The sequence below is a fragment of the Streptomyces sp. DSM 15324 genome (assembly GCF_001514285.1).
GTDB lineage: Bacteria > Actinomycetota > Actinomycetes > Streptomycetales > Streptomycetaceae > Streptomyces.
On record NZ_KQ949043.1, the window covers coordinates 20,941 to 47,512 of the forward strand.

The window sequence follows — 26,572 nt, forward strand, 5'->3', positions numbered from 1 at the left end:
ACCGCCAGATGCAAGGCCACGAGCGCCGACGAGCACGCCGTGTCCACCGTCACCGCAGGACCCTCCAGGCCCAGCGTGTAGGACACCCGACCGGACATCACGCTCGCGGTGTTGCCCGTTCCGAGGTGGCCCGCGACCTCCTCTGCCGTGGCGGGGTCGAGGGGGCGGGAGGCGTAGTCCTGGTAGTTGGTGCCGGCGAAGACGCCGGTGCGCGAGCCGCGCAGGGTCGTCGGGTCGATCCCGGCCCGCTCGAACGCCTCCCACGCCAGCTCCAGCAGCAACCGCTGCTGCGGGTCCATCGCCAGCGCCTCACGCGGCGAGATCCCGAAGAAGCCGGGGTCGAAGTCGGCGACGCGATCGAGGAATCCGCCGCCGCGGGTGCTGGCGCGGCCGGGGACGCCGGGCTCGGGGTCGTAGAGGGCGTCGACGTCCCAGCCGCGGTCGTCGGGCCAGGAGGTGATGGCGTCGGTGCCGTCGGCGAGCAGCCGCCAGTAGTCCTCGGGCGTGTCGGCCCCGCCGGGGAAGCGGCAGCTCGTCGCGGTGATGACGATCGGGTCGTCGTCGGTCGCGCGCGGCAGTGCGAGGGCGGTGTCCGGTGTGTTCCCGGTGGCCGGGGCGACGGCGGCGCGGAGGTGTTCGGCGAGGGCGGTGGGGGTCGGGTAGTCGAAGACCAGGGTGGCGGGCAGGGGGCGGCCGACGGCGGCGCTGAGGGCGTTGCGGAGTTCCACCGCGGTGAGCGAGTCGAAGCCGAGTTCGCGGAAGGAGCGGGTCGGTTCGACGTCCTGCGGTCCGGTGTGGTTGAGGACGACGGCGGCGTGGGCGCGGACGAGTTCCCCGAAGGCTGAGCGCTGTTCGGCCTCGGGGAGTGCGGCGAGTCGCCGGATGAGGTCGCCGGTGTCGTGGGCGTCGCCGTCGGCGGTGTGCCGGGGGTCGTGGTCGGGGCCGCGCCGGGCGGTCAGGGCGCGCCGGGCGTCGGGCAGGTCGTCGAGGAAGGGGCGGGGCCGGGCGGTGGTGTAGGCGTGGGCGAACAGGTCCCAGTCGATGTCGGTGACGGCGAGGGTGGTGTCCTCGTGGTCGAGGGCCTGTTGCAGGGCTCCGAGGGCGAGGTCGGGGTCCATGGGGCGTACGCCGTGCCGCTGGAGGCGTTCGCCGACGGAGCCCTCGGCCATGCCGCCGTGGGCCCACGGACCCCAGGCGATGGCGGTCGCGGGCAGTCCGCGGGAGCGCCGCTGCTGGGCGAGGGCGTCGAGGAGCGCGTTGCCGGGGGCGTAGTTGGCGTGGCCGGGGGCGCCGATCGTGCCGGCGGTCGAGGAGAAGAGGACGAATGCGGAGAGGTCGAGCCCGGTGGTGAGGGCGTCGAGATTGCGGGCGCCGCCGACCTTCACCCGCAGGACCTCGGCGAGCAGGTCGGGGGTGAGGGTGGTGACGACGCCGTCCCGCAGGACGGCGGCGGTGTGGAAGACGGCGGTGAGGGGCCGCTCGGCGGGGACGGTGGCCAGCAGGGCGGCGAGCTGGTCGCGGTCGGCGATGTCGCAGGCGGCGATGTCGACGTGTCCGGCGCCGAGTGCGGTGAGTTCGCTGCGGAGTTCGGCGGCACCGGGGGCGTCGGCGCCGGTGCGGCTGACCAGGAGGAGGCCCGGGGCGCCCTGGCGGGCGAGCTTGCGGGCGACCTGGCGGCCGAGGGCGCCGGTGCCGCCGGTGACGAGGACGGTGCCGGTGGGGGTCCAGTCCCGGCCGTTGCCGAGGCCGCCCGTCGCCGCTCGGGTGAGGCGGCGGGCGAGGAGGCCGGTGTCGCGGATCGCGAGCTGGTCCTCCAGGCCGACCCCGGCGAGGGCGGCGGTGAGGCGTTCGGCGGCGGCGGGGTCGAGGGTGGCGGGCAGGTCGATCAGGCCGCCCCAGCGTTGCGGCTGTTCGAGGGCGACGACGCGGCCGAAGCCCCAGACGAGGGCCTGGTCCGGGGTGTCGACGGTCTCGGTCGTGCCGGTGGCGACGGCGCCGCGGGTGGCGAACCAGACGGGTGCCTCCTGGCCGAGGTCGTCGAGCGCCTGGACGAGGGAGACGGTGGCGGCGAAGCCGCGGGGCAGGCCGGGCAGCCCGTCGTACTCCTCCTCGTCGAGGGCGAGCAGCGACAGCACGGCCTGGGGCCGGTCCAGGCCGGTGGCCTTCAGGGCTTCGGCGACGCGGTCGCGGCCGTCGTGGGGGGCGACGGCGACGGTGACGGGGTCGGCGCCCGCGCGGGCGAGGGCGTCGACGACGGCGGCGGTGAGGCCGTGGCGGGGGTGGTCGGGGTCCTGGTGCGTCGCGGGCAGGGCGACGAGCCAGCTGCCGTGCAGGACGGGTGCGGGGGTGGGGGGCAGGGGTTTCCAGGTGACGCGGTACCGCCAGGCGTCCACGGTGGCGTTCTCGCGGCTGCGCCTGCGGTAGTCGCTCAGGGCGGGCAGGACCGTGGCGAGGGTGTCCTGGTCGAGGTGGAGGGCGGCGGCCAGCGGGGCGGTCTCGCCGCTCTCGACGGTCTCCCAGAAGCGGGCGTCGAGGTCCGTGCCGGCGGTCGGCGCGGAAGCGGCGAGCTGGGCGGGGGTGGGCCAGTAGGTGCGGCGCTGGAAGGCGTAGGTGGGCAGGTCGACGCGGGTGCCGGTGGCGACCGGGGCGGTGCGGTCGGCGGGGACCGCGCCGCGGACGCTCAGTTCGGCCAGGGAGGTGAGGAAGCGGCGGGGGCCGCCCTCGCCGCGGCGCAGTGTCCCGGTGACGACGGTGCCGGTGCGGCCGTCCTGGTCGAGGGTGTCGCGGACGGCTGCGGTGAGCACGGGGTGCGGGCTGGACTCGACGAAGGCGCGGAAGTCCTGCGCGGCGAGGGCCTGTACGGCGTCGGCGAAGCGGACGGTGCGGCGCAGGTTGTCGTACCAGTAGGTGGCGTCGAGGCGCTCGGTGTCGAGCCAGTCGCAGGTGACGGTGGAGAAGAACGGCACGTCGGCGGTGCGTGGCCGGACGGCGGCGAGGTCGGCGAGGAGCCGCTCGTGGATCTCCTCGACCTGTGCGGAGTGGGAGGCGTAGTCGACGGGGATCTGCCGTGCCTGCGCGCCGGCGGCGGTGAGGTCGGCGCACAGGTCGCGTACGGCCTCGGCGTCGCCGGAGACGACCACGGCGGCGGGGCCGTTGACGGCGGCGACCGACAGCCGGCCCTCCCAGCGTGCCAGCCGTTCCTGGACGTCGGTGACCGGCAGCAGCACGGAGGCCATGCCGCCGCGTCCGGCGAGGGCGGTGATGGCCCTGCTGCGCAGGACGACGACACGGGCCGCGTCGTCCAGGGTGAGGCCGCCGGCGACGCAGGCGGCGGCGATCTCGCCCTGGCTGTGGCCGACGACGGCGTCGGGGCGCACGCCGCGGGACTGCCACAGCCGGGCCAGCGACACCATGGTCACGAACAGCAGGGGCTGGACGACGTCCACGCGGTCGAGGGTGGGGGCGCCGTCGGCGCCGCGCAGGACGGCTTCGACGGACCAGTCGACGTACTGTTCGACGGCGGACGCGCAGGCGCTGAAGTGGTCGCGGAAGTCCGGGTCGGTGTCGAGGAGTTCGGTGGCCATGCCGGGCCACTGGGGGCCCTGGCCGGGGAAGACGAAGACGGTGCGGCCGTCGACGTCGGCCACGCCCTGGACGAGACCGGCCGCCGGGGAGCCCGCCGCCAGCGCCTCCAGGCCGCGCAGCAGTTCGGCGCGGTCGTCGGCGAGCAGGACCGCGCGGTGTTCGAACGCGGACCGGGTGGCCGCCAGCGACCAGGCGAGGTCGTGCGGGGCCACCGTCTCGTCGGTGCGCAGCCGGGCGTGCAGGGCGGCGGCCTGGGCCCGCAGGGCGGTGGCGCCGCGGCCGGAGACGGCGTACGCGAGCGTGCGCGCCGGTACGGCGTCGGGCGGGGTGGGGGTCGCCGGGTCGGCCGGTTCGGGGACGGGCTGTTCGAGGATGACGTGGGCGTTGGTGCCGCTGACGCCGAAGGAGGACACACCGGCCAGGCGCGGCCGTTCGGCGGCGGGCCAGGGGCGTGCCTCGGTGAGGAGTTCGACGCGGCCCGCGCTCCAGTCGACGTGGGTGGTGGGCCGGTCGACGTGGAGGGTGCGGGGCAGCAGTCCGTGCCGCATGGCCAGGACCATCTTCATGACACCGGCGACGCCGGCCGCGGCCTGGGTGTGCCCGATGTTGGACTTCACCGACCCGAGCCAGAGCGGCGTCTCGCGGTCCTGCCCGTACGTGGCGAGCAGGGCCTGGGCCTCGATCGGGTCGCCGAGGGTCGTCCCGGTGCCGTGCGCCTCCACGGCGTCCACGTCGGCGGTGGACAGCTGTGCGTCGGCGAGGGCCTGCCAGATGACGCGTTGCTGGGAGGGGCCGTTGGGGGCGGTCAGTCCGTTGGAGGCGCCGTCCTGGTTGACGGCGCTGCCCCGGACGACGGCGAGCACCGGGTGCCCGAGGCGGCGGGCGTCGGCCAGCCGCTCCACCAGCAGCATGCCGGCGCCCTCGGCCCAGCCGGTGCCGTCGGCGGCCTCGGCGAAGGCCTTGCAGCGGCCGTCGGGGGCGAGGCCCCGCTGTCTGCTGAACTCCATGAAGAGGCCCGGTGTCGACAGCACGGTGACGCCGCCGGCGAGGGCCAGGTCGCACTCCCGGGACCGCAGCGCCCGTACGGCGAGGTGCAGGGCGACCAGGGAGGAGGAGCAGGCGGTGTCGACGGTGACGGCGGGGCCCTCCAGGCCGAGGGTGTAGGAGATGCGCCCGGAGACGACGCTGGCGGCGTTGCCGGTGCCGACGTGTCCTTCCAGGGTCTCCTGGGAGGCCATCAGCAGGGCCGGGTAGTCCTGGCCGTTGGTGCCGGCGAAGACGCCCGTGCGGGAGCCGCGCAGGGTCGTGGGGTCCAGGCCCGCCCGTTCGAACGCCTCCCAGGAGATCTCCAGGAGCAGCCGCTGCTGGGGGTCCATCGCCATCGCCTCGCGCGGCGAGATGCCGAAGAAGGAGGCGTCGAAGTCGCCGGCTCCGGCGAGGGCGCCGCCGCAGGTGCTGTACGTCTTCCCGGGGCGGCCGGGTTCGGGATCGTAGTGGTCGGCGAGGTTCCAGCCCCGGTCGGTGGGCCACTCGGTGACGGCGTCGCCGCCGGAGGCGAGCAGCCGCCACAGTTCCTCGGGCGAGTCGGCGCCGCCGGGGAAGCGGCAGCTCATCGCGACGATGGCGACCGGTTCGCGGGAGGCGGACTCGGCCTCCCGCAGCCGCCTGCGGGTCTCGTGCAGGTCTCCGGTGACCTTCTTCAGGTAGCTGAGGAGCTTTTCCTGCTCGTTCACGCGTACTCCCCCACCTGGCGGGTCGTGTCGGTCGTGGCGGTGGCCGTGCTCGTGGTGCCGGTCATGACAGGCCCAGGTCGTTGTCGATGAGGGCGAAGATCTCCTCGGCGCCGGCCGTCTCGATCCGGTCCTGGAGGTCGCCGCCTTCGTCGCCCGTCCGCTCGGCGGACGGTTCGCCCTGGCCGTTCCAGCGGGTGGCGAGCGCCAGCAGGCGGGAGGCGATGCGGCCGCGGCCGGCGTCGTCCTCGGCGAGCCCGGCGAGAGCGGCCTCCAGCCGGTCCAGGGCGTCCAGCGCGGGCGCTCCGCCGCCTTCGGCCGCGGTCAGGGACCGCAGGTGGCGGGCGAGGACGCGCGGGGTGGGCTGGTCGAACAGGAGGGTGGCGGGCAGCTGGAGCCCGGCCGCGACGCCGAGCCGGTTGCGCAGTTCCACCGCCATCAGCGAGTCGAAGCCGAGTTCGCTGAAGGCCCGGTCGGCGTCGACGGAGTCGGCGGAGGCGTGTCCGAGGACCGTGGCGACATGGCCGCGGACCAGGTGGATCAGCAGCCGTTCCTGCTCGGCTTCGGCGAGCCCGGCCAGCCGGGTCCGCAGGGCGCCGCTCTCCGCCCCGGCGCCGCCGTCGCCGTCCCGCGCCTGGCGGAGGAAGGCCTCGGCTTCGGGCAGTTCGGCGAGGAGCGGTGCGGGGCGCACGGCGGTGAAACCGGGCACGAAGCGGTCCCAGGTCAGCTCGGCGACGGTCAGCGCGGCGTCCGCACCGGCCACCGCCCGGTCGAGGGCGGCGAGCGCGGTGTCCGGGTCGAGCGGGACGATCCCGCCGCCCCGCAGGCGTGCCTCCGCGTCGGCGTCGGCGGCCGCCATTCCGCCGCCGGCCCACGGGCCCCAGGCCACGGAGGTGGCGGGCAGGCCCTCGGCGCGGCGCCGGGCGGCGAGGGCGTCGAGGTAGGCGTTGGCGGCGGCGTAGTTGCCCTGGCCCGCCGAGCCGACCGTGCCGGCGAAGGAGGAGAACAGGACGAACGCCGACAGGGCGCGGTCGCGGGTGAGCCGGTCGAGGTTGCGGGCGGCGGCCAGCTTCGGCCGCAGCACCGCCTCCAGTCGCTCGGGGGTGAGCGACTGCAGCAGTCCGTCGTCGAGGACTCCGGCGGCGTGCACCACGGCGTCGACCGGGTGTTCGGCCAGCAGGGCGGCCAGGGCGTCGGGGTCCGCGGTGTCGCAGGCGGCCTGCGTCACCGTCGTACCGTGCGCGGCCAGTTCGGCGCGGAGCGCCTCGGCTCCTTCGGCGTCGGGGCCGCGGCGGCCGGCCAGCACCAGGTGCCGGGCGCCGCGTGCGGCGAGCCGGCGGGCGACCCGGGCGCCGAGCGCGCCGGTGCCGCCGGTGATCAGCACGGTCTCGCCCGCGCAGTTCCACTCGGGTGCGTCGGCGGCGGGGTCGGCGGGCCGGGCGTGCACGAGGCGGCGGGCGAAGACGCCTGCGGCCCGTACGGCGGTCTGGTCCTCTCCCGTGGTGCCGGAGAGCAGGGCCGCGAGCCGTTCGGCGGTCCGCCCGTCGAGGGTGGCGGGGAGGTCGACGAGACCGCCCCAGCGCTGCGGGTGTTCCAGCGCGGCGACCCGGCCCAGGCCCCAGGTGGCGGCCTGGGTGGGCGAGGTGACGCTCTCGCGGTCGGTGGCGGCGACGGCGCCGACGGTGGCGGCCCACAGCGGGGCGCCGATCTCCAGGTCGCCGAGCGCCTGGGTCAGGGCGAGCAGCGCGGCGAGGCCTGCGGGGGTTGCCGCGCGGTCCGCGGTGGCCACCGGCTCCTCGTCGAGTGCCAGCAGCGACAGCACGCCGCGTACGGCGTCCGGTTCGGGGAGCTTGCGCAGGTGGTCGGCGAGGGCGGTCCGGTCGGTGAGGGCGCAGTCCACGACCAGCGGCACGATGTGGGCGCCGTGCGCGGTCAGGCCCTCGGTGAGGGTGTCCGTCCAGGGGTCGTCGGCCCGGGAGGCGGGCACGGCCAGCAGCCAGGTGCCCGACAGCACCGGCGGCGGGCCGTCCGGCACCGGACGCCAGAGGACCGTGTAGGCGCGGGAGTCGAGGGTGGCGCGCTCACGGCGGCGGCGCCGCCAGGTCGACAGCGCGGGCAGCAGTTCGCTGAGCGGGGTGTCGTCGCCGAGGTCGGGGCGCTCGGTCAGTCCGCCGAGGTCGCCGCGCTCGACGGCGGCCCAGAACTCGTCGTCGACGCGCTCGCCGTCGTCCGGCGCCCCGGCCGCGGTGGGCTGGGCGGCCGCGAGCCAGTAGCGGTCGCGCTGGAAGGCGTACGTCGGGAGGTCCACCGTGCGGGCCGGACCGGTCAGCCCGGTCGGCGCGGCGGCCAGCCCCCGCACGTACAGGGCGCCCGCGGCCAGCAGGGCGGCGACCGGCTCCGGCCGGCCCCGGCGCAGCACGGGCACGGCGACGGCCGCGTCGGCCGGTTCCTGCGGGTCGTGGTGCGCGGGCTCCGCCAGGCTGTCGAGGGTCATCGCGGTCATCGAGCCGTCCGGCCCGAGTTCCACGAAGGTGCCGACGCCGTCCTGGCGCAGGCGGCGTACGCCGTCCGCGAAGCGCACGGTCTGCCGCACATGCCGCACCCAGTGGTCCGGCGAGGTCAGTTCGGCCTCGGTGGCCCGGTCGCCCGTCACGTTGGAGACGATCGGGATCGCGGGCGCGGCGTAGCGCACGCCGCGTGCGACCTCTTCGAACTCCGCAAGCATCGCGTCCATATGCGCCGAGTGAAACGCATGGCTGACCCGCAAACGCCTAGTCTTTCGGCCCAGCGCGGCGAAATGTCCCTCGATGTCACGGACGGCGTCCTCGTCACCGGAGACGACCAGCGCCGAGGGCCCGTTGACGGCGGCGACCGCGATGTGCTGGTCGCGTCCGGCGAGCAGCGGCGCCACCTCGTCCTCGGAGGCCTGTACGGCGGTCATCGCGCCGCCTTCGGGCAGCGCCTCCATCAGCCGGCCGCGGGCCGCGACCAGGGCGCACGCGTCCGGCAGCGACAGCACTCCGGAGACATGGGCGGCGGACAGCTCGCCGATGGAGTGCCCCATCAGCGCGTCCGGTACGGCCCCCCAGGAGCGCACCAGTTCGTAGAGCGCCACGTGGACGGCGAACAGGGCGGGCTGGGTGTAGGCGGTGCGGTCCAGCAGTCCGGCCCGCTCCGTGCCCTCGGGGGCGAGGACGACGTCGGCCAGCGGCACGTCGAGGTGCGGGGCGAACGCGGCGCAGACGCGGTGGAAGGCCTCGGCGTACACCGGGAAGCGGGCGAGGAGTTCCCCGCCCATCCCGGGCCGCTGGGAGCCCTGGCCGCTGAACAGGAACGCCGTGCGGCCCCGTGCTCCGGTGCGCCCGCGGACCACCGCGGCGGTGTCCTCGTCGCGGCCGAGCGCGGCGAGCGCGGCCAGGAGGCCGGCGCGGTCCTCGGCGACCACCACGGCCCGGTGTTCGAAGGCCGCGCGGCCGGTGGCGAGGGAGTGCGCCACGTCAGCGGGGGTCGGCTCGGGGTCGGCGGTCAGGCGGGCGCGCAGCCGCTCGGCCTGCCCGCGCAGGGCGGCGGCCGATCGTCCGCTCAGCGGCCAGGCGACCGGCCCGGCGGTCTGCGGCTCGGCGGGTTCGCCGGCCTCTTGCGTCATGTCCTCTCCCGCGCCCTGCTCCAGGACGACGTGGGCGTTGGTGCCGCTGATGCCGAAGGAGGAGACCGCGGCGCGCCGCGGGCGTCCCGTGGCCGGCCAGGCCACCGGTTCGGCGAGCAGCTCGATCCGGCCGGACGTCCAGTCGACGTGGGTGGTGGGCCGGGTGAGGTGCAGGGTGCGCGGCAGCGTTCCGTGCCGCATCGCCAGCACGGTCTTGATGACGCCGGCGACCCCGGCGGCGGCCTGGGTGTGGCCGATGTTGGACTTCACCGACCCGAGCCACAGGGGCTGTTCGCGGTCCTGTCCGTAGGTGGCGAGCAGGGCCTGGGCCTCGATCGGGTCGCCGAGTGCGGTTCCGGTGCCGTGCGCCTCCACCGCGTCGACCTCGGCGGGCGTGAGTCCGCCCGCGGCCAGCGCGGCGCGGATGACGCGCTGCTGCGAGGGCCCGTTGGGCGCGGTCAGTCCGTTGGAGGCGCCGTCCGAGTTGACGGCGCTGCCGCGGACCACGGCGAGCACCGGGTGGCCGTTGCGGCGGGCGTCCGAGAGCCGCTCCAGCAGGAGGATTCCGGCGCCCTCGCCCCAGCCGGTGCCGTCGGCGTCGTCCGAGAAGGCCTTGCAGCGGTGGTCGCCCGCGAGGCCGCCCTGCCGGTCGAACTCGGCGAACGCGCCCGGTGTGGCCATCACCGTGACACCGCCGGCGAGCGCCAGGTCGCACTCGCCGGACCGCAGCGACTGGGCCGCCCAGTGCAGGGCCACGAGGGAGGACGAGCAGGCGGTGTCCACGGTGACCGCCGGGCCCTCCAGGCCGAGCACATAGGCGACGCGGCCGGAGGCCACGCTGGCGGCGTGCCCGGTCAGGAGCTGTCCGCGCGCGTCCTCGGGGACGTCGTGCGCGGCCGAGCCGTACCCCTGGTAGTTGGTGCCGACGAACACGCCGGTACGGGAGCCGTGCAGGCCCCGCGGGTCGATCGCGGCCCGCTCCAGCGCCTCCCAGGAGATCTCCAGCAGGAGTCGCTGCTGGGGGTCCATGGACACCGCCTCGCGCGGCGAGATCCCGAAGAAGTCCGCGTCGAACTCGGCGGCGTCGTACAGGAATCCGCCCTGGACGCCGTCCGCGTGCCAGCCGCGGTCGGCGGGCGGTCCGCCGATCGCGTCCACGCCGTCGGCGAGCAGGCGCCAGAAGTCCTCCGGTCCGCGGACGCCCCCGGGGAAGCGGCAGCCGAGGCCGACGATCGCGATCCGTGCGTCGTCGTCGGCCGGGTCGGCGGCACGCGGGGCCGTCGGCGCGGGAGCGGTCGCGGCGGCCGGGGTTTGGGTGTCGAGGAGTTCGGCGCCGATGTGGCGGGCGAGCGCCTGCGGCGAGGGGTAGTCGAACACCAGGGTGGCCGGCAGGCGCAGTCCGGTGGCCGCGTTGAGGCGGTTGCGCAGTTCGACGGCGGTCAGCGAGTCGATGCCGAGGCCGCGGAAGTCCCGGCCGGCCTCCACGGTGTCGGGGCCGGTGTGGCCCAGCACCAGGGCCGTCTGGGTGCGTACGAGGTCCAGGACCGCCGTCTCCCGCTCCGGCTGTCCGAGCGCGGCGAGGCGGGTCCGGAAGCTCTGCCCGGCGTCGGCGCCGTCCGTCGTGGCCGCGGTGCGGCGGGCCGGGGCGACGGCCAGGCCGCGCAGCATGGCGGGCAGGGCCGCCACCGCCTGCCGGTCCCGCAGCACGCGCCGGTCGAGCGCGAGGGGCACGAGGACGGGTTCGGTCCGTCGCAGGGCCGCGTCCAGGGCACCGAGGCCCTGCGCGGGGGCGAGCGGCCGCATGCCGCCGCGGGCCATGCGGCGCAGGTCCGCCTCGGTCAGCTCGGCGGTCATGCCCGCGCCGGGCGCCCAGGGGCCCCAGGCGAGGGACACCGCGGGCAGACCGGCGGTACGGCGGCGGGCGGCGAAGGCGTCCAGGAAGGCGTTGGCGGCCGCGTAGTTGGCCTGACCCGCACCTCCGAACGTCCCCGCGACGGAGGAGAAGACGACGAACGCGGACAGGTCGGCGTCCCGGGTCAGCTCGTGCAGATGCGTCACCGCGTCCACCTTCGGCCGCATGACCGCGGTCAGTCGCTCCTCGGTCAGGGAGGACACCACGCCGTCGTCCAGGACACCCGCCGTGTGGACCACGGCGGTCAGCGAACGCCCGGCCAGCACATCGGCCAGCCGGTCACGGTCCGCCACGTCCAGGGCCACCACCTCGACCTCGGCACCCGACTCGCCCAGTTCGGCGACGAGTTCGGGAGCGCCCGGCGCATCGAGGCCACGACGGCCCGCCAGCAGCAGACGCCGTACCCCGTGCCCGGTCACCAGATGACGGGCCACCAGCGCGCCCAGACCACCCGTGCCACCGGTCACCAGCACCGTCCCGCCCTCGCGGTCCAGCGGCGCGGGGACGGTGAGGACCACCTTGCCCACGTGCCGGGCCTGGGACAGGTGGCGGAACGCCTCGGGGGCCTGCCGTACGTCCCAGCAGGTGACGGGTAGGGGCTCGAGCACCCCTTCCTCGAACAGGGCGACCAGGTCGGACAGCATGTGCCCGATCCGCTCCGGACCGGCGTCCCACAGGTCGAAGGCGCGGTAGACCACGCCCGCGTGCTCGGCGGCGACGGTCTCCGCGTCACGGATGTCGGTCTTGCCCATCTCCAGGAACCGGCCGCCGCGCGGCAGCAGCCGCAGTGACGCGTCGACGAACTCGCCGGCCAGGGAGTCCAGTACGACGTCCATGCCGCGGCCGCCGGTCTCGGCGAGGAAGGCCGACTCGAAGTCCGTGTCGCGGGAGGAGGCGAGGTGTGCGTCGTCCAGTCCGAGGCCGCGCAGCGTGTCCCACTTGCCGGCACTCGCCGTGCCGAACACCTCGGCGCCCCGGTGCCGGGCCAGTTGCAGGGCGGCCATGCCCACACCGCCGGCCACCGCGTGCACCAGCACCGACTCGCCGGGCTCCAACGCCCCCAGGTCGGTCAGCGCGTAGTACGCCGTCAGGAACACGAGGGGCACGGAGGCGGCCTGCGCGAACGTCCAGCCGGCCGGGATCCGGGCCACCGTGCGGGCGTCCGCCACGGCCACCGGTCCGAACGACCCGGAGAACAGGCCCATCACGCGGTCGCCGACGGCGAGAGCGGTGACTCCGGGACCGACCTCGGTCACCAGTCCGGCGCCCTCCAGACCGAAGTCCGTCGCGTCGCCGGGATACATGCCGAGCGTGTTGAGCACGTCACGGAAGTTCACACCGGCGGCCCGCACGGCGATGCGGACGTGACCGGGGGGTAGGTCCGCTTCCGCCTCCGGGGCCGGCCGCAGGGCCAGTCCTTCCAGGGTTCCCTGCTCCGCGATGGCCAGCCGCCAGGCCGCCTCCCCCGTGGGAGGGGCGAGGTCGCGGCCGGTGGCGGCCGGGGCCAGACGCGGCGTGAGGACGGTGCCGGCGCGGACCGCGACCTCGGCCTCGTCCGAGGCGAGCGCGGCCGGGACGACCGCCCACGACGCGTCGGCACCGTCGAGGTCGAGGAGCGCGAACCGCCCCGGGTTCTCCGCCCGTGCCGCCCGCACCAGACCCCACACCGCGGCCAGGGCGGGATCGGGGGCCGTCGCGTCGAGCGCGACCGCGCCCTCGGTGACGACCACCAGACGGGCGCCTTCGTAGCGCTCCTCGGTCAGCCAGGCGCGCACCAGTTCCAGCGCGTGCACGGTGGCCGTGCGCACCGCCTCCGCGGCGTCGCCGGCCGGGGGTGCCAGGCGGATCAGCACGTCCTCTCCGGCCGCGGCGCCGGTCGTCGGCAAGGTGGCCGGCAGGGACGACGGCAGGGGTGCCGGTGACGCCGACGCGGCTCCGTCCAGCGGGAGCGGCGTCCAGTCCACGCGGTGCAGCAGGTCCGCGTGCGGGGTGTCCCCCGTTCCGCCGGCCGGTGCCGTGAGGGCGCGCAGGCTGAGGGAGCCGACGGTGGCGACGGGTGCGCCGGAGGGGTCGGCCAGGTCGAGGGTGACCGAGCCGTTGCCGGTCGTCCGCAGGCGGGCGTTCAGCTGTGCCGCGCCGGTGGCGTGCAGGGTGACGCCGGTCCACGAGAAGGGCAGGCCCGGGGCCGGCTCCCCCGCCGCCGTGCCGCCGGTGGCCGGCGGGGCGGTGGCGAGGGCGTGCAGCACCGAGTCCAGCAGGGCGGGGTGGATGCCGTAGCGGCGGGCGTCCTGGGCGGCCTCGTCGGGGAGGCCTGCTTCGGCGAACAGGTCGTCGCCGTGCTGCCGGACGCGGGCCAGTCCGCGGAAGAGCGGCCCGTACGACAGGCCGGTTTCCGCCAGCTGGTCGTAGAGGGTGTCCGTGGGGATCGCGGTGGCCTCGGCGGGCGGTCGTGCGTCCGTTTCCGCGGCCGGCCCGGCGGGCTCGGGCAGCAGGGTGCCGCTCGCGTGCCGGGTCCACGGCTCGTCGTCGGGTCCGTCGGTGTCGGAGCCGTCGGCGGGGCGCGCGTACACGCCGATCTCGCGGCGCCCTTCCGGGTCCGGGGCGCCGACGGTGACCTGGAGCTGGGCGGCTCCCTCAGCGGGCAGCACCAGCGGTGCGTGCAGCGTGAGTTCCTCCACCTGGGCGCAGCCGACGCGGTCCGCCGCGTGGAGGGCGAGTTCGAGGAAGGCGGTGCCGGGCAGCAGGACGGAACCGGAGACGACGTGGTCGGCCAGCCACGGCTGGAGCCGGGTGGACAGCCGTCCGGTGAAGAGCGCGGCCCCGCTGTCGGCGACGGTGACGGCGGCCCCGAGCAGCGGGTGCCCGGCGGCGGAGAGCCCCGCCGAGCGGAGGTCACCGAGGGGTCCGCCGGCCGTGCGCGGCCAGTAGCGGCCGTGCTGGAAGGCGTAGGTGGGCAGCTCGGCAGGGCGCTCGGCGGGGAAGAACGCGGACCAGGTGACGTCCGCGCCGTGGGCGTGGAGGGTCGCGGTCGCCGCGAGCAGTGTCACGGGCTCGGGGCGGTCGGGGCGCAGGGCCGGGACCGCGACCGGTTCGCCGTCGGTGAGCGAGGCGTGGGCCAGCGCGGTGAGGGTGCCGTCGGGGCCCAGCTCCAGGAAGCGGGTGACGCCCTCGGACTCCAGGGCGGCGACCGCGTCGGCGAAGCGGACCGGTCGGCGGACGTGCCGGACCCAGTACTCGGGGGAGCACAGCTCCTCGGCCGTGGCGGGCTCGCCGGTGACCGTCGAGACGAGGGGCAGGTGCGGACGCTCGTACGTCAGGCTCTCCGCGACCTCACGGAAGCCGGCCAGCATGGGCTCCATCAGCGGGGAGTGGAAGGCGTGGCTCACCCGCAGGGCCGTGACCTTGCGGTCCTGGGCGCGGAAGCGGTCCGCGACCTCCCGCACGGCGTCGGCGGTCCCGGCGACGACCACCGCCCGGGGGCCGTTGACGGCGGCGATCCCGACCCGCGTGTCGTCCAGGAACGGCAGGACCTCCTCCTCGGTGGCCTGGACGGCGACCATCGCCCCGCCCTCGGGCAGGGCCTGCATCAGCCGGCCGCGCGCCACCACCAGACGGCACGCGTCCGCCAGCGACCACACGCCCGCGACGTGCGCGGCGGCGATCTCACCGATGGAGTGGCCCGCGAGCACGTCCGGGCGCACACCCCACGACTCCAGCAGCCGGAACAGGGCCACTTCCAGCGCGAACAGGGCGGGCTGGGTGAACTCGGTGCGGCCGAGGGCCTCCGTGTCGTCCCCGAGGACGATCTCCCGCAGCGGGCGCGGCAGTTCGGCGTCGACCTGCGCGCAGACGGCGTCGAAGGCGTCCGCGAAGACCGGGTACGTCTCGTACAGCTCCCGTCCCATGCCTGCCCGTTGGGCACCCTGGCCGGCGAAGAGGAACGCCGTGCGGCCGTCGGGCCGGGAGCGGCCGGTGACGCCCGCGGCGCCGGGCTCGCCCTGGACCAGGGAGGTGAGGGCGGCCAGCAGTTCGGCCCGGTCGGCGCCCAGCAGGACGGCGCGGTGTTCGAGCGCGGTACGGGTGGTGGCGAGGGCGAGGCCGAGGCTCGCGGCGGTGAGGCCGGGCCGGGCCGCTACGTGGTCGAGGAGCCGTTCGGCCTGCTCGCGCAGGGCGTTCTCGGACGCGCCGGAGATCACCCAGGGCAGCGGGGCGCCGGTCTCGGCCTCCCGCGGCGCGGCGTCACGCGGCTGGTCGTCGGCCGGTGACGGCTGGTCGTCCGCGGGCTGCTCGACGATGACGTGGGCGTTGGTGCCGGAGACGCCGAACGCGGAGACTCCGGCGCGGCGCGGCCGGTCGCCGCCGGGCCAGGGCGTGCTCTCGGCGAGCAGTTCCACGGCGCCCGCCGACCAGTCGACATGGGTGCTGGGGGCTTCGGCGTGCAGGGTGGGCGGCAGCACGCCGTGCCGCATCGCCATGACCATCTTGATGATGCCGGCGACACCGGCGGCGGCCTGGCTGTGCCCGATGTTCGACTTCAACGAGCCCAGGAACAGGGGGTGTTCGCGGTCCTGGCCGTAGGCCGCCAGCAGGGCCTGGGCCTCGATCGGGTCGCCCAGGGTCGTGCCGGTGCCGTGCGCCTCCACCGCGTCCACGTCGGCCGGGGTCAGCCCGCCGTCCGCCAGGGCGGCGCGGATGACCCGCTGCTGGGCGGGCCCGTTGGGGGCGGTCAGGCCGTTGCTCGCGCCGTCCTGGTTGACGGCGGAACCGGCGACCACCGCGAGCACCGGGTGCCCGGCCCGGCGGGCGTCGGAGAGCCGCTCCACGACGAGCACGCCCACGCCCTCGGCCCAGCCGGTGCCGTCGGCGTCGTCGGAGAACGCCTTGCAGCGGCCGTCCGCCGCCAGCCCGCGCTGCCGGCTGAACTCCAGGAAGGCGCCCGGGGTCGACATGACGGTGACGCCGCCGGCGAGGGCGAGGTCGCACTCGCCCGCGCGCAGCGCCTGCACCGCGAGGTGGAGGGCCACGAGCGAGGACGAGCAGGCGGTGTCGACGGTGAGGGTCGGTCCCTCGAGGCCGAGGACGTAGGCGATACGGCCGGAGACCACGGCGGCGGCGTTGCCGGTGCCGAGGTAGCCGTCGCCGGCGTCGGGTGTGCTGAGCAGCAGGGCCGGGTAGTCCTGGCCGTTGGAGCCCATGAAGACGCCGGTACGGCTGCCGCGCAGGGCGCCCGGGGCGATGGCGGCGCGCTCCAGCGCCTCCCAGGAGGTCTCCAGCAGCAGTCGCTGCTGGGGGTCCATGGCGACGGCCTCGCGCGGCGAGATGCCGAAGAAGGCCGGGTCGAAGTCACCGACGCCGGTGAGGAATCCGCCGTGCCGGGTGTAGCTGGTGCCGGGGCGGCCCGGTTCGGGGTCGTAGAGCGCGTCGAGGTCCCAGCCGCGGTCGGCGGGGAACTCGGTGATCGCGTCCCGTCCGGCGGCGACCAGCTGCCACAGCTCGTCGGGGCCTCGCACGTCGCCGGGCAGACGGCAGCCCATGCCGACGATGACGATCGGGTCGTCGGCGGCGCGCTCCCCGCGTACCGCGCCACCCGTGGCGTCGGAGTCCGCGGCCCCGGTGTCGCCGAACAGCTCGCCGTGCACGAACGCGGCGAGGTCGACGGGGGTGGGGTGGTCGAAGACGAGCGTGGCGGGCAGGGCCAGGCCGGTCTCGGCGGCGAGGCGGTTGCGCAGTTCGACGGCGGTCAGGGAGTCGAAGCCCGAGTCGCGGAAGGCGCGCCGGGTCTCCAGCAGCGTCGCGTCGGTGTGGCCGAGGACGGCGGCGGCGTGGGTGCGGATCAGCTCCAGGAGGGCGCGGGTGCGTTCGGCGGCCGGGCGGCCCGCCAGGCGTCCGCGCAGGGCCGCGGCCGTTCCGCCGTCGTCCGGTTCGGTCCGCCCGGTGCTGAGCGCGTCCCGTGCCTCGGGCAGGTCGGCGAGGAGGGGGCTGGGACGGGTGCTGGTGAAGCCGGGGGCGAACCGTGACCAGTCGACGTCGGCGACGACCTGGCCGGTGGCGTCCTGCTGGAGGACGCGCCGGAGCGCGGCGAGTGCCGTGTCGGGGTCGAGGGCCGCCAGGCCGCGTCGGCGCAGGTACTCCTCGGCGCCGTCCTCGGCGGCCATGCCGCCCTCGCCCCAGGGCCCCCAGGCGACGGAGGTGGCGGTGGCGCCGCGGGCGCGCCGCTGTTCGGCCAGGGCGTCGAGGTAGGCGTTGGCGGCGGCGTAGGCGCTCTGGCCGCCGCTGCCCCACACGCCGGCGATGGAGGAGAACAGCACGAACGCGTCGAGCGGGCGGTCGCCCTGGGCCCGCAGCACGGCGTCGAGGTGGGCGGCGCCGTGTGCCTTGGCGGCGACGACCGGGCGGAGGCGGTCGGCGTCGAGGTCGGGCAGCGGCAGGGTGTCGGTGACGCCGGCCGCGTGGACGACGGCGTCGACGGTGTGGCGGGCGAGCAGGTCCTCGACGGCCGCGCGGTCGGCGACGTCGCAGGCCTCGATCGTCACACGGGCGCCGAGCGCGGTGAGCGCGGCCGTCAGATCGGCGGCGCCGGGTGCGTCGGGGCCGCGCCGGCCGGTCAGGACGAGGTGTTCGGCGCCCTGTTCGGCGGCCCAGCGGGCGACCCGGGCGCCCAGCGCGCCGGTGCCGCCGGTGATCAGGACGGTGCCACGCGGCTGCCAGCCGCTGCCGCCGGTCTGCGGGGCGGCCGCGTCCTCGGCGTGCAGCAGACGGCGTGCGAAGACGCCGGAGGCGCGCACGGCGAGCTGGTCCTCGTCGCCGGGCCGGGCCAGCACCGCGGCGAGCCGGGCCCCGGCCCGCCGGTCGACGGTGGGCGGCAGGTCGACGAGGCCGCCCCACCGGCCGGCCAGCTCCAGTGCGGCGACCCGGCCCAGGCCCCACAGCGCGGCCTGGGCCGGCTCGGGGGCGTCGTCGGAGCGGGCGGTGGCCACCGCGCCGCGGGTGGCGAGCCACAGCGGTGCGCTCACCTCGGCGTCGCCGAGCGCCTGCACCAGCCGTAGCGTGCGCAGCAGTGCGTCGGCCGGTGACGCCTGGTCGTCCTCGACGGGCAGGGCGAGGACGCCGGCGCAGGGGGCGAGGCCGGTGAGCCGGGCGGCCAGCTCGGCGCGCTCCTCGTCGGGGGAGTACTCCAGGAGCACGACGTCGGCCCCGGCCGCCGTCAGCGCGTCGGTCACGGTGCCGGCCTGCGGGCCGTCCGCCGCTGCGGCGGGGGCGAGGACGAGCCACTGTCCGGTGAGCGTGCCGCCGGAGGCCGGATCGAGGGGGTGCCAGGCGACGCGGTACCGCAGCCGGTCGACCCGGCCGAGCTCCCGCCGTCCGCGCCACCACGACGACAGGGCGGGTACGAGGGGGCGCACGAGCCCTTCGTCGACGTCCAGGGTGTCGGCGAGGGCGGCGATGTCCTCGTCCGCGACGGCCGTCCAGAAGCCCGTGTCCGCGGCGCCGGTGTCGCCCGTGGGGCCGACCGCGGCGGACGGCGGAGTGGGCTCCAGCCAGAAGCGTTCCCTGCGGAAGGCGTACGTGGGCAGGTCCACGGCCCGGGCGCCGGTCCCCGCGAACACGGCCGGCCAGTCGACGGGCGCGCCGTGGGCGAAGGCGCCGGCGACCGCCGCCATCAGCGCGGCGGGCTCGGGCCGGTCCTTGCGCAGCGTGGGCACGGCGGCCGGCGCCTCGCCCTCGAAGCAGCCCTGTGCGAGGGCGGTGAGGGTGCCGTCGGGGCCCAGCTCGACGAAGCGGGCCACCCGGCGCTTGGCCAGCAGCCGTATCCCGTCGGCGAACCGGACGGGCTCGCGGACGTGCCGGACCCAGTAATCAGGTGAGCACAGGTCGGCCGGGCGGGCGACCTCGCCGGTCATGTCGGAGACGAGCGTCAGCCGGGGCTGGTGATAGGTGAGGCTCTCGGCGACCGCCCGGAACTCCTGGAGCATGGGCTCCATCAGCGGGGAGTGGAAGGCGTGGCTGACCCGCAGGGCCGTCACCTTGCGGCCCAGGGCACGGAAGTGCGCGGCCGTCTCCTCCACGGCGTCGGCGGCACCGGAGACGACCACCGCGCGGGGCCCGTTGACGGCGGCGATGCCGACCCGGTCGTTCAGCAGCGGCAGCACCTCCTCCTCGGTGGCCTGGAGCGCGGCCATCGCCCCGCCCTCGGGCAGGGCCTGCATCAGCCGGCCGCGCGCCACCACCAGACGGCAGGCGTCCGCCAGCGACCACACGCCGGCGACATGGGCGGCCGCCAGCTCGCCGACGGAGTGGCCCAGCAGGAACTTCGCGGTGACACCCCACGACTCCAGCAGCCGGAACAGCGCCACCTCGAGGGCGAAGAGCGCGGGCTGCGCGTACTCGGTGCGGTTCAGCCGGTCCGCGTCCTCGCCGAAGACGATCTCCCGCAGGCTGAAGGGCAGTTCGGCGTCCACGGCGTCGAACGCCGCGGCGAAGACGGGATGGGTGTCGTACAGCTCGCGGCCCATGCCGAGCCGTTGGGAGCCCTGACCGGCGAACAGGAACGCGGTGGCACCGCGCACGGTGCGGCCCAGGACGGTCGCGGCGCCGGCCTGGCCGTCGGCGAGCGCGGTCAGTTCGCGTACGGCGGTGTCGTGGTCGCCGGCGAGGACGATCGCCCGGTGTTCCAGGGCGGCCCGGCTGGTGGCGAGGGCGTGGCCGACGTCCAGCGGGCGCGGCGGCTCGCTGCCGGCCCGCAGCCGGCCCAGCAGCCGGGCGGCCTGCGCCCGCAGCGCCTCCTCGCTGCGCGCGGACACCGGCCACGGCACGACGGGCAGCGTCCGGGGCTCGGCGGCGGGGGCGGCAGGCTCCGCGGCGGGGGCCGCGGGCTCGTCCGCTCCGGCGGCGGGAGCCTGCTCGATGACGGCGTGCGCGTTGGTGCCGCTGATGCCGAACGAGGACACCCCGGCGCGGCGCGGGCGGCCCGCCTCGGGCCAGTCGACGGGCTCGGTGAGCAGGCGCACGGCTCCGGTCGACCAGTCGACGTGCCGGGACGGCTCGGAGACGTGCAGGGTGCGCGGCAGCACGCCGTGCCGCATCGCCTCGACCATCTTGATGATGCTGCCGACACCGGCGGCGGACTGGGTGTGCCCGATGTTGGACTTCAGGGATCCCAGCCAGAGCGGCTGTTCGCGGTCCTGGCCGTAGGCGGCGAGCAGGGCCTGCGCCTCGATCGGGTCGCCGAGCGAGGTGCCGGTGCCGTGCGCGTCGACGGCGTCCACCTCGGCGGGGGTGAGTCCCGCGTTGGCCAGGGCGGCGCGGATGACCCGCTGCTGGGAGGGGCCGTTGGGGGCGGTGAGGCCGTTGGAGGCGCCGTCGGAGTTGATCGCGGTGCCGCGGACGACGGCCAGGACCGGGTGGCCCAGGCGGCGGGCGTCCGAGAGCCGCTCGACGAGCAGCATGCCGGCGCCCTCCGCCCAGCCGGTGCCGTCGGCGTCGTCGGAGAACGCCTTGCAGCGGCCGTCGGCGGCCAGCCCGCGCTGCCGGCTGAACTCGTAGAACATCGCCGGGGTGGCCATCACGGCGACACCGCCCGCGAGCGCGAGGTCGCATTCGCCGCGGCGCAGCGCCTGGCACGCCCAGTGCAGGGCGACGAGCGAGGACGAGCAGGCCGTGTCGACGGTGACGGTGGGCCCTTCCAGGCCCAGGGTGTAGGCGATGCGGCCGGAGGCGACCGAGGTGGCGTTGCCCGCCAGCAGCAGGCCCTGCACCCCGTCCGGGAACTCGCTCACGCCGGCCCCGTAGCCGGAGGTGGCGGCGCCGACGAAGACGCCGGTGCTGCTGCCGCGCACGGCGGCCGGGGCGATCCCGGCCCGTTCGAACGCCTCCCAGGAGATCTCCAGCAGGAGACGCTGCTGCGGGTCCATCGCCAGCGCCTCACGCGGCGAGATCCCGAAGAAGTCCGCGTCGAAACGGGACGCCTCGTGCAGGAAGCCGCCGCCGAGCGCGTAGAAGGTGCCCGGGTTGTCGGGGTCGGGGTCGTAGCCCGCCTCGACGTCCCAGCCGCGGTCGGCGGGGAAGCCGGAGATGGCGTCCCCGCCCTCGTCGACGAGCCGCCACAGCTCCTCCGGGCTCTCCACCCCGCCGGGGTAGCGGCAGCTCATCGCCACGATCGCGATCGGTTCCCGGTCGCGTTCCTCCACCTCCCGCAACTGCCGGCGTGTCTGCCGCAGTTCCGCGGTCAACCGCTTGAGGTACTCGACGTACTTGTCGTCCGTCTTGCCGTCTTCAGCCACCAACGCCACATCCCTGAGCCGATGCCAACGGTTTCCCGCGGCTGATCACGACATCCCGAGTTCTTTGTCGATCAGGTCGAACAGCTCGTCCGCCGTCTCGACGGAGTCCAGTTCCCCGTCGTCGACGTCGGCGAGCGCCGCTCCGGAACCCCCGGAGCCGGTGCCGTTGTCGTGTCCGGCACCGCCGCCCTTCGTTGTCTTCTCCTGCCACTTCGCCGTCAGCCGCTGGAGCCGGGAAGTGATCGTCGCGTGGTCGTCCCCGCCGACCGCGGCGGCGGCGAGCGCCGCCTCCAGCCGGTCCAGTTCGACCAGGAGCGGCGCCGCCTGCACGGCCGCGCCCGGGCCCTCGCCCGCACCCGTGCCGGACGCCTCCGGCAGGGTGATCCCCTCCAGCAGGTGCGCCGCCAGCGCCGTCGGCGTCGGGTGGTCGAACACCAACGTCGCCGGAAGCCGCAGCCGGGTGGCCGCGTTGAGCCGGTTGCGCAGTTCGACGGCGGTGAGCGAGTCGAACCCCAGTTCCTTGAACGCCTGGTCCGGCTCGATCTCGTCCGCCGAGGCGTGGCCGAGGGTGGCCGCCGCCTGGGCACAGACGAGATCGACGAGGTGCTGCTCCCGGTCGGCCGGCGCGAGGGCCGCCAGCAGGGCTCCGAGGTCCTGCCGCTCCGCACCGGCCCCGGCCGCCGTCTGCGCGGCCCGCCGCGCCGGTGCCCGCACCAGGCCGCGCAGCAGCGGCGGTACGGCCTCGGCGTGCGCCCGCAGCGCCTGGAGGTCGAGGTTCACCGGCAGCAGGAGAGCCCGGTGCGCGGGGGCCGTGGGGGCCACGAGCCCCGCCGTGTCGAGGAGGGCGAGCCCCTGCTCGGCGGTGAGCGGCCGCATGCCGCCGCGGGCCATGCGGCGCAGGTCCGCCTCGGTCAGGTCGGCGGTCATGCCCGCGCCGGGCGCCCACGCGCCCCACGCGAGGGAGACGGCCGGCAGACCGGCCGAGCGGCGGCGGGCGGCGAAGGCGTCCAGGAAGGCGTTGGCGGCCGCGTAGTTGGCCTGACCCGCGCTGCCGAACGTCCCCGCGACGGAGGAGAAGACCACGAAGGCGGACAGATCCGCGTCGCGGGTCAGCTCGTGCAGGTGCGCCACGGCATCGGCCTTGGGCCGCATGACCTCGGCCAGCCGCTCGGGGGTGAGCGAGGCCACGACACCGTCGTCGACGATGCCGGCCGTGTGGACCACGGCGGTCAGCACATGTCCGTCCAGCGCAGCGGCCAGCTGGTCGCGATCGGCGACGTCCACCGCCACGGCCTCCACCTCGGCGCCCGAGGCGGCCAGCTCCGCGAGGAGTTCAGCGGCTCCCGGCGCATCGGGGCCGCGTCGGCTGGCGAGCAGCAGACGCCGTACCCCGTGCTCGGTCACCAGGTGGCGGGCCACCAGCGCGCCCAGACCACCCGTGCCACCGGTGACCAGGACCGTGCGGTCCCGGTCCAGCGGCACCGGGACCGTGAGGACCACCTTGCCGACGTGCCGGGCCTGCGACAGGTACCGGAAGGCGTCCGGAGCCCTGCGTACGTCCCAGCAGGTGACCGGGAGGGGCTGGAGCACCTCCGCCTCGAACAGGGCCACCAGGTCGGCCAGCATCCGGCCGATCCGCTCCGGACCGGCTTCCCACAGGTCGAAGGCCCGGTACTGCACTCCCGCGTGCTCGGCGGCGACCGTCTCCGGGTCCCGGACGTCGGTCTTGCCCATCTCCAGGAACCGGCCACCGCGCGGCAGCAGCCGCAGTGACGCGTCCACGAACTCACCGGCCAGCGAGTCCAGGACGACGTCCACGCCGTCGCCACCGGTCGCCGCGAGGAACGCCGACTCGAAGGTCAGGTCACGTGAGGAGGCGATGTGCCCCTCGTCCAGGCCGAGGGCCCGCAGGGTGTCCCACTTGCCGGCACTCGCCGTGCCGAACACCTCGGCACCCAGGTGCCGCGCCAGCTGCACCGCGGCCATGCCCACACCGCCCGCGGCCGCGTGCACCAGCACCGACTCGCCGGGCTTGACGGCCCCGAGGTCGGTCAGCGCGTAGTACGCGGTCAGGAACACGATCGGCACGGAGGCCGCCTCGGCGAACGACCAGCCCCGGGGCACCCGCGCGACCGTCCGCGCGTCCGCCACCGCCACCGGCCCGAAGGAGCCGGGGAACATGCCGAACACCCGGTCGCCGACGGCCAGGTGGGACACACCCGGACCGACCTCGGTCACCACGCCCGCGCCCTCGCCGCCCAGCAGGCCCGCCTCGCCCGGATACATGCCGAGCGCGTTGAGCACGTCGCGGAAGTTGACGCCCGCGGCGCGGACGGCGATACGGACCTGTCCCTCCGTCAACTCGGCCGCGGCCTCGGGGAACGGGGTCAGGGCCAGGTTGTCCAGGGTGCCCTTCTCCACACTGTCCAGGTGCCAGGCCGGTGCACCGGCCGGGAGCGGGAGCCCGTCCCCGGTCGGGACGCGGCCGAGGCGCGGCGCGTGCGGCACGCCGTCCCGCAGCGCGAGCTCCGGTTCGCCGGTGCCGAGGGCCTGGGCGAGCACGGCACGAGACGCTTCCGTGCCGTCGGTGTCGACCAGGGCGAACCGGTCGGGTGCCTCGGCGCGCGCGGCCCGTACCAGGCCCCACACCGCGGCCAGGGCCGGGTCGGGAGCCGTTCCGTCCAGGGTGACCGCCCCTTCGGTGACGACCACCAGGCGCGACTCCTCGAACCGCTCGTCGGCGAGCCAGGACCGTACGGCGTCCAGGACACGACCGGTGGCGACGCGGGCGGCGGCCGCCGCGTCACCGTCGGCGCCCAGGCCGCCGCCCGCGGCGAACAGCACGGTCGCGGGCACGGTGGCCGGCAGTTCGGCCAGGGTCGGGTACGACACCGCGCCGGGTACGGGGCCGACGGCGCCGACCGCCGCGAGGGCGCCCGCCGAGGCCGCGTCCCGCTCGGTCGGCGACACCTTCGTCCAGTCCACCTGGAAGAGGCCGTCACGGTGTCCGTCGGCCTCGGCGCGCGCGGCGAGGTCGCCGGACACCTGGCGCAGCAGCAGCGACTCGACGGCGGCGACCGTGCCGCCGGTCGGATCGGCCAGTTGCAGGGCGACGGCTTCGGGACCGGCCTGCACCATGCGGACGCGCAGGGACCGCGCGCCGGACGCGCGCAGCGACACACCGCTCCAGGAGAACGGCAGCCTGCCCTGGCCGGCATCGGCCAGCGAGACGAACATCATCGCGTGCAGGGCGGAGTCCAGGAGCGCCGGGTGCAGACCGAAGTCGCCCGCGAGTCGATCGTGCTCGTCGGGCAGCCCGACCTCGGCGAAGACCTCCTCACCGCGCCGCCAGACGGCGCGCAGACCCTGGAAGACCGGCCCGTAGGCGAATCCGGCCTCGGCGAAGCGGTCGTAGAAGCCCTCCATGGGGACGGCCTCGGCGTTCGGCGGGGGCCAGGCGGTCAGGTCGGGGGCCGCGGTGTCGGGCTCCGGGTCGGCGGACAGCGAGCCGCTGGCGTTCAGCGTCCAGGGGTCGGTGTCGAGGGCGTCCTCGGCGCGCGAGTACACCTCCACCGTGCGGGTGTCCGACTCGTCGGGCTCGCCCACCCTGACCTGCACCAGTCGTCCGGTGCGCTCGGGCACGACCAGCGGGGCGGCGATGGTCAGTTCCTCGACGCGGTCGTAGCCGAGCTGTCCGGCCGCGCACAGGGCGAGTTCGAGGAATCCGGTGCCCGGGAAGAGGACCGTGCCGGTCACCGCGTGGTCGCGAAGCCACGGGTGGGACCTGAGGGAGAGCCGTCCGGTGAACAGCGCCTCCTCGCTCCCGGCCACCCGCACGGCGGCGCCGAGCAGCGGGTGTTCGGCCGAGCCGAGGCCCGCGGAACCGAGGTCGCCGAGGGTGACGCCAGTGAAGTCCGGCCAGTGACGGCGGCGCTGGAAGGCGTACGTCGGCAGGTTCGGGGTCGGGCCCCGGTCGCCGCCCGTGAGGGTGCTCCAGTCCGCGTCGGCGCCGTTCACGAACAGGGTGGCGACGGCGGCGAGGAGCGCGGCGGCCTCGGGCCGGTCCTTGCGCAGCACCGGCGTCATCACCACGGCCCCGGTGTCGTCGAGGCAGGCCTGGGCGAGAGCGGTGAGAGTACCGTCCGCGCCGAGTTCCACCCAGCGCCCGACCCCCTGCCCCGCCAGCACCCGGACCGCGTCCGCGAAACGCACCGGCCGACGCACATGGGCCACCCAGTAGTCCGCCGACATCACCTCGTCGGCCGAGGCCACCTCACCCGTCACCGTCGACACCATCGGCAGCTTCGGACGCTCGTACGTCAGACTCTCCGCCACCTTGCGGAAGTCGGCGAGCATCGGCTCCATCAACGGCGAGTGGAACGCATGACTCACCCGCAACGCCGTCACCTTGCGGTCCAGGGCCCGGAAGCGGTCCGCGATCTCCGCCACGGCGTCCGCCGCACCGGCGATCACCACGGCCCGCGGGCCGTTGACCGCCGCGACACCCACCTCGTCACCGAGGAGGGGCAGGACCTCGTCCTCGGCGGCCTGGAGCGCGACCATCGCGCCACCGGCCGGCAACGCCTGCATCAGCCTGCCGCGCGCCGCCACCAGACGGCACGCGTCGGCGAGGGACCACATTCCCGCGACGTGCGCGGCGGCGATCTCACCGATCGAGTGACCGGCCAGCACATCCGGGCGCACACCCCACGACTCCAGCAGCCGGAACAAGGCCACTTCCAGCGCGAACAGCGCCGGCTGGGTGAACTCCGTCCGGTTCAGCAGGTCGGCGTCCTCACCGAACACCACCTCCCGCAGCGGACGCGGCACTTCGGTGTCGAAGTGGGCGCAGGCCGCGTCGAAGGCGTCCGCGAAGGCGGGGTAGGTGTCGTACAACTCCCGTCCCATGGCGAGGCGTTGCGAGCCCTGACCGGCGAACAGGAACGCCGTGCGCGCCTCGCGGCGGGCCATGCCGGTAGCGGCGTTGGGCGCTTCGTCACCGGAAGCGACCGCCTCCAGCGCGCGCAGCAGCTCCGTGCGGTCCGAACCCCAGACGACCGCCCGGTGCTCGAACAGCGACCGCGACCGCACCAGCGCACCGCCGATCTCGGCGGCACCCAGCGTCTCGTCACCGGCCACGAACTCCGCCAGCCGCCCGGCCTGCGCCCGCAGCGCCGCAGCCGTACGACCCGACACCACCCACGGCACCACACCATCGACAACCGGCACCGGCACCGGATCCGCCACCGGCTCCACCGGCGGCTCCTCCAGCACCACATGCGCGTTCGTACCACTCAGCCCGAACGACGACACACCCGCACGCCGCGTCCGCCCCTCCACACGCGGCCACTCCGCACACTCCGACAGCAGCTCCACCGCACCCGCCGACCAGTCCACATGCGACGACGGCTCCTGCGCA

At 75.9% G+C, this 26,572-nt stretch carries 2 protein-coding genes and 1 pseudogene; all 3 read right to left on the reverse strand.

Annotated features, from left to right (window positions below):
* Nucleotides 1-5,282: pseudogene (locus AQJ58_RS45780) on the reverse strand (type I polyketide synthase); the annotation flags it as partial.
* A 97-nt stretch (nt 5,283-5,379) separates the two neighbouring features.
* A complete protein-coding gene (locus AQJ58_RS45235; RefSeq protein WP_420712211.1) occupies nt 5,380-21,162 on the reverse strand; it encodes a type I polyketide synthase in 15,783 nt (5,260 codons plus the stop codon).
* Between the two features lie 36 nt (nt 21,163-21,198).
* The gene (locus AQJ58_RS39310; RefSeq protein ID WP_107122273.1) at nt 21,199-26,550 is read right to left on the reverse strand and encodes an SDR family NAD(P)-dependent oxidoreductase; all 5,352 of its coding nucleotides are present in this window, start codon (nt 26,548-26,550) and stop codon (nt 21,199-21,201) included.
* Nucleotides 26,551-26,572 lie beyond the last annotated feature (22 nt).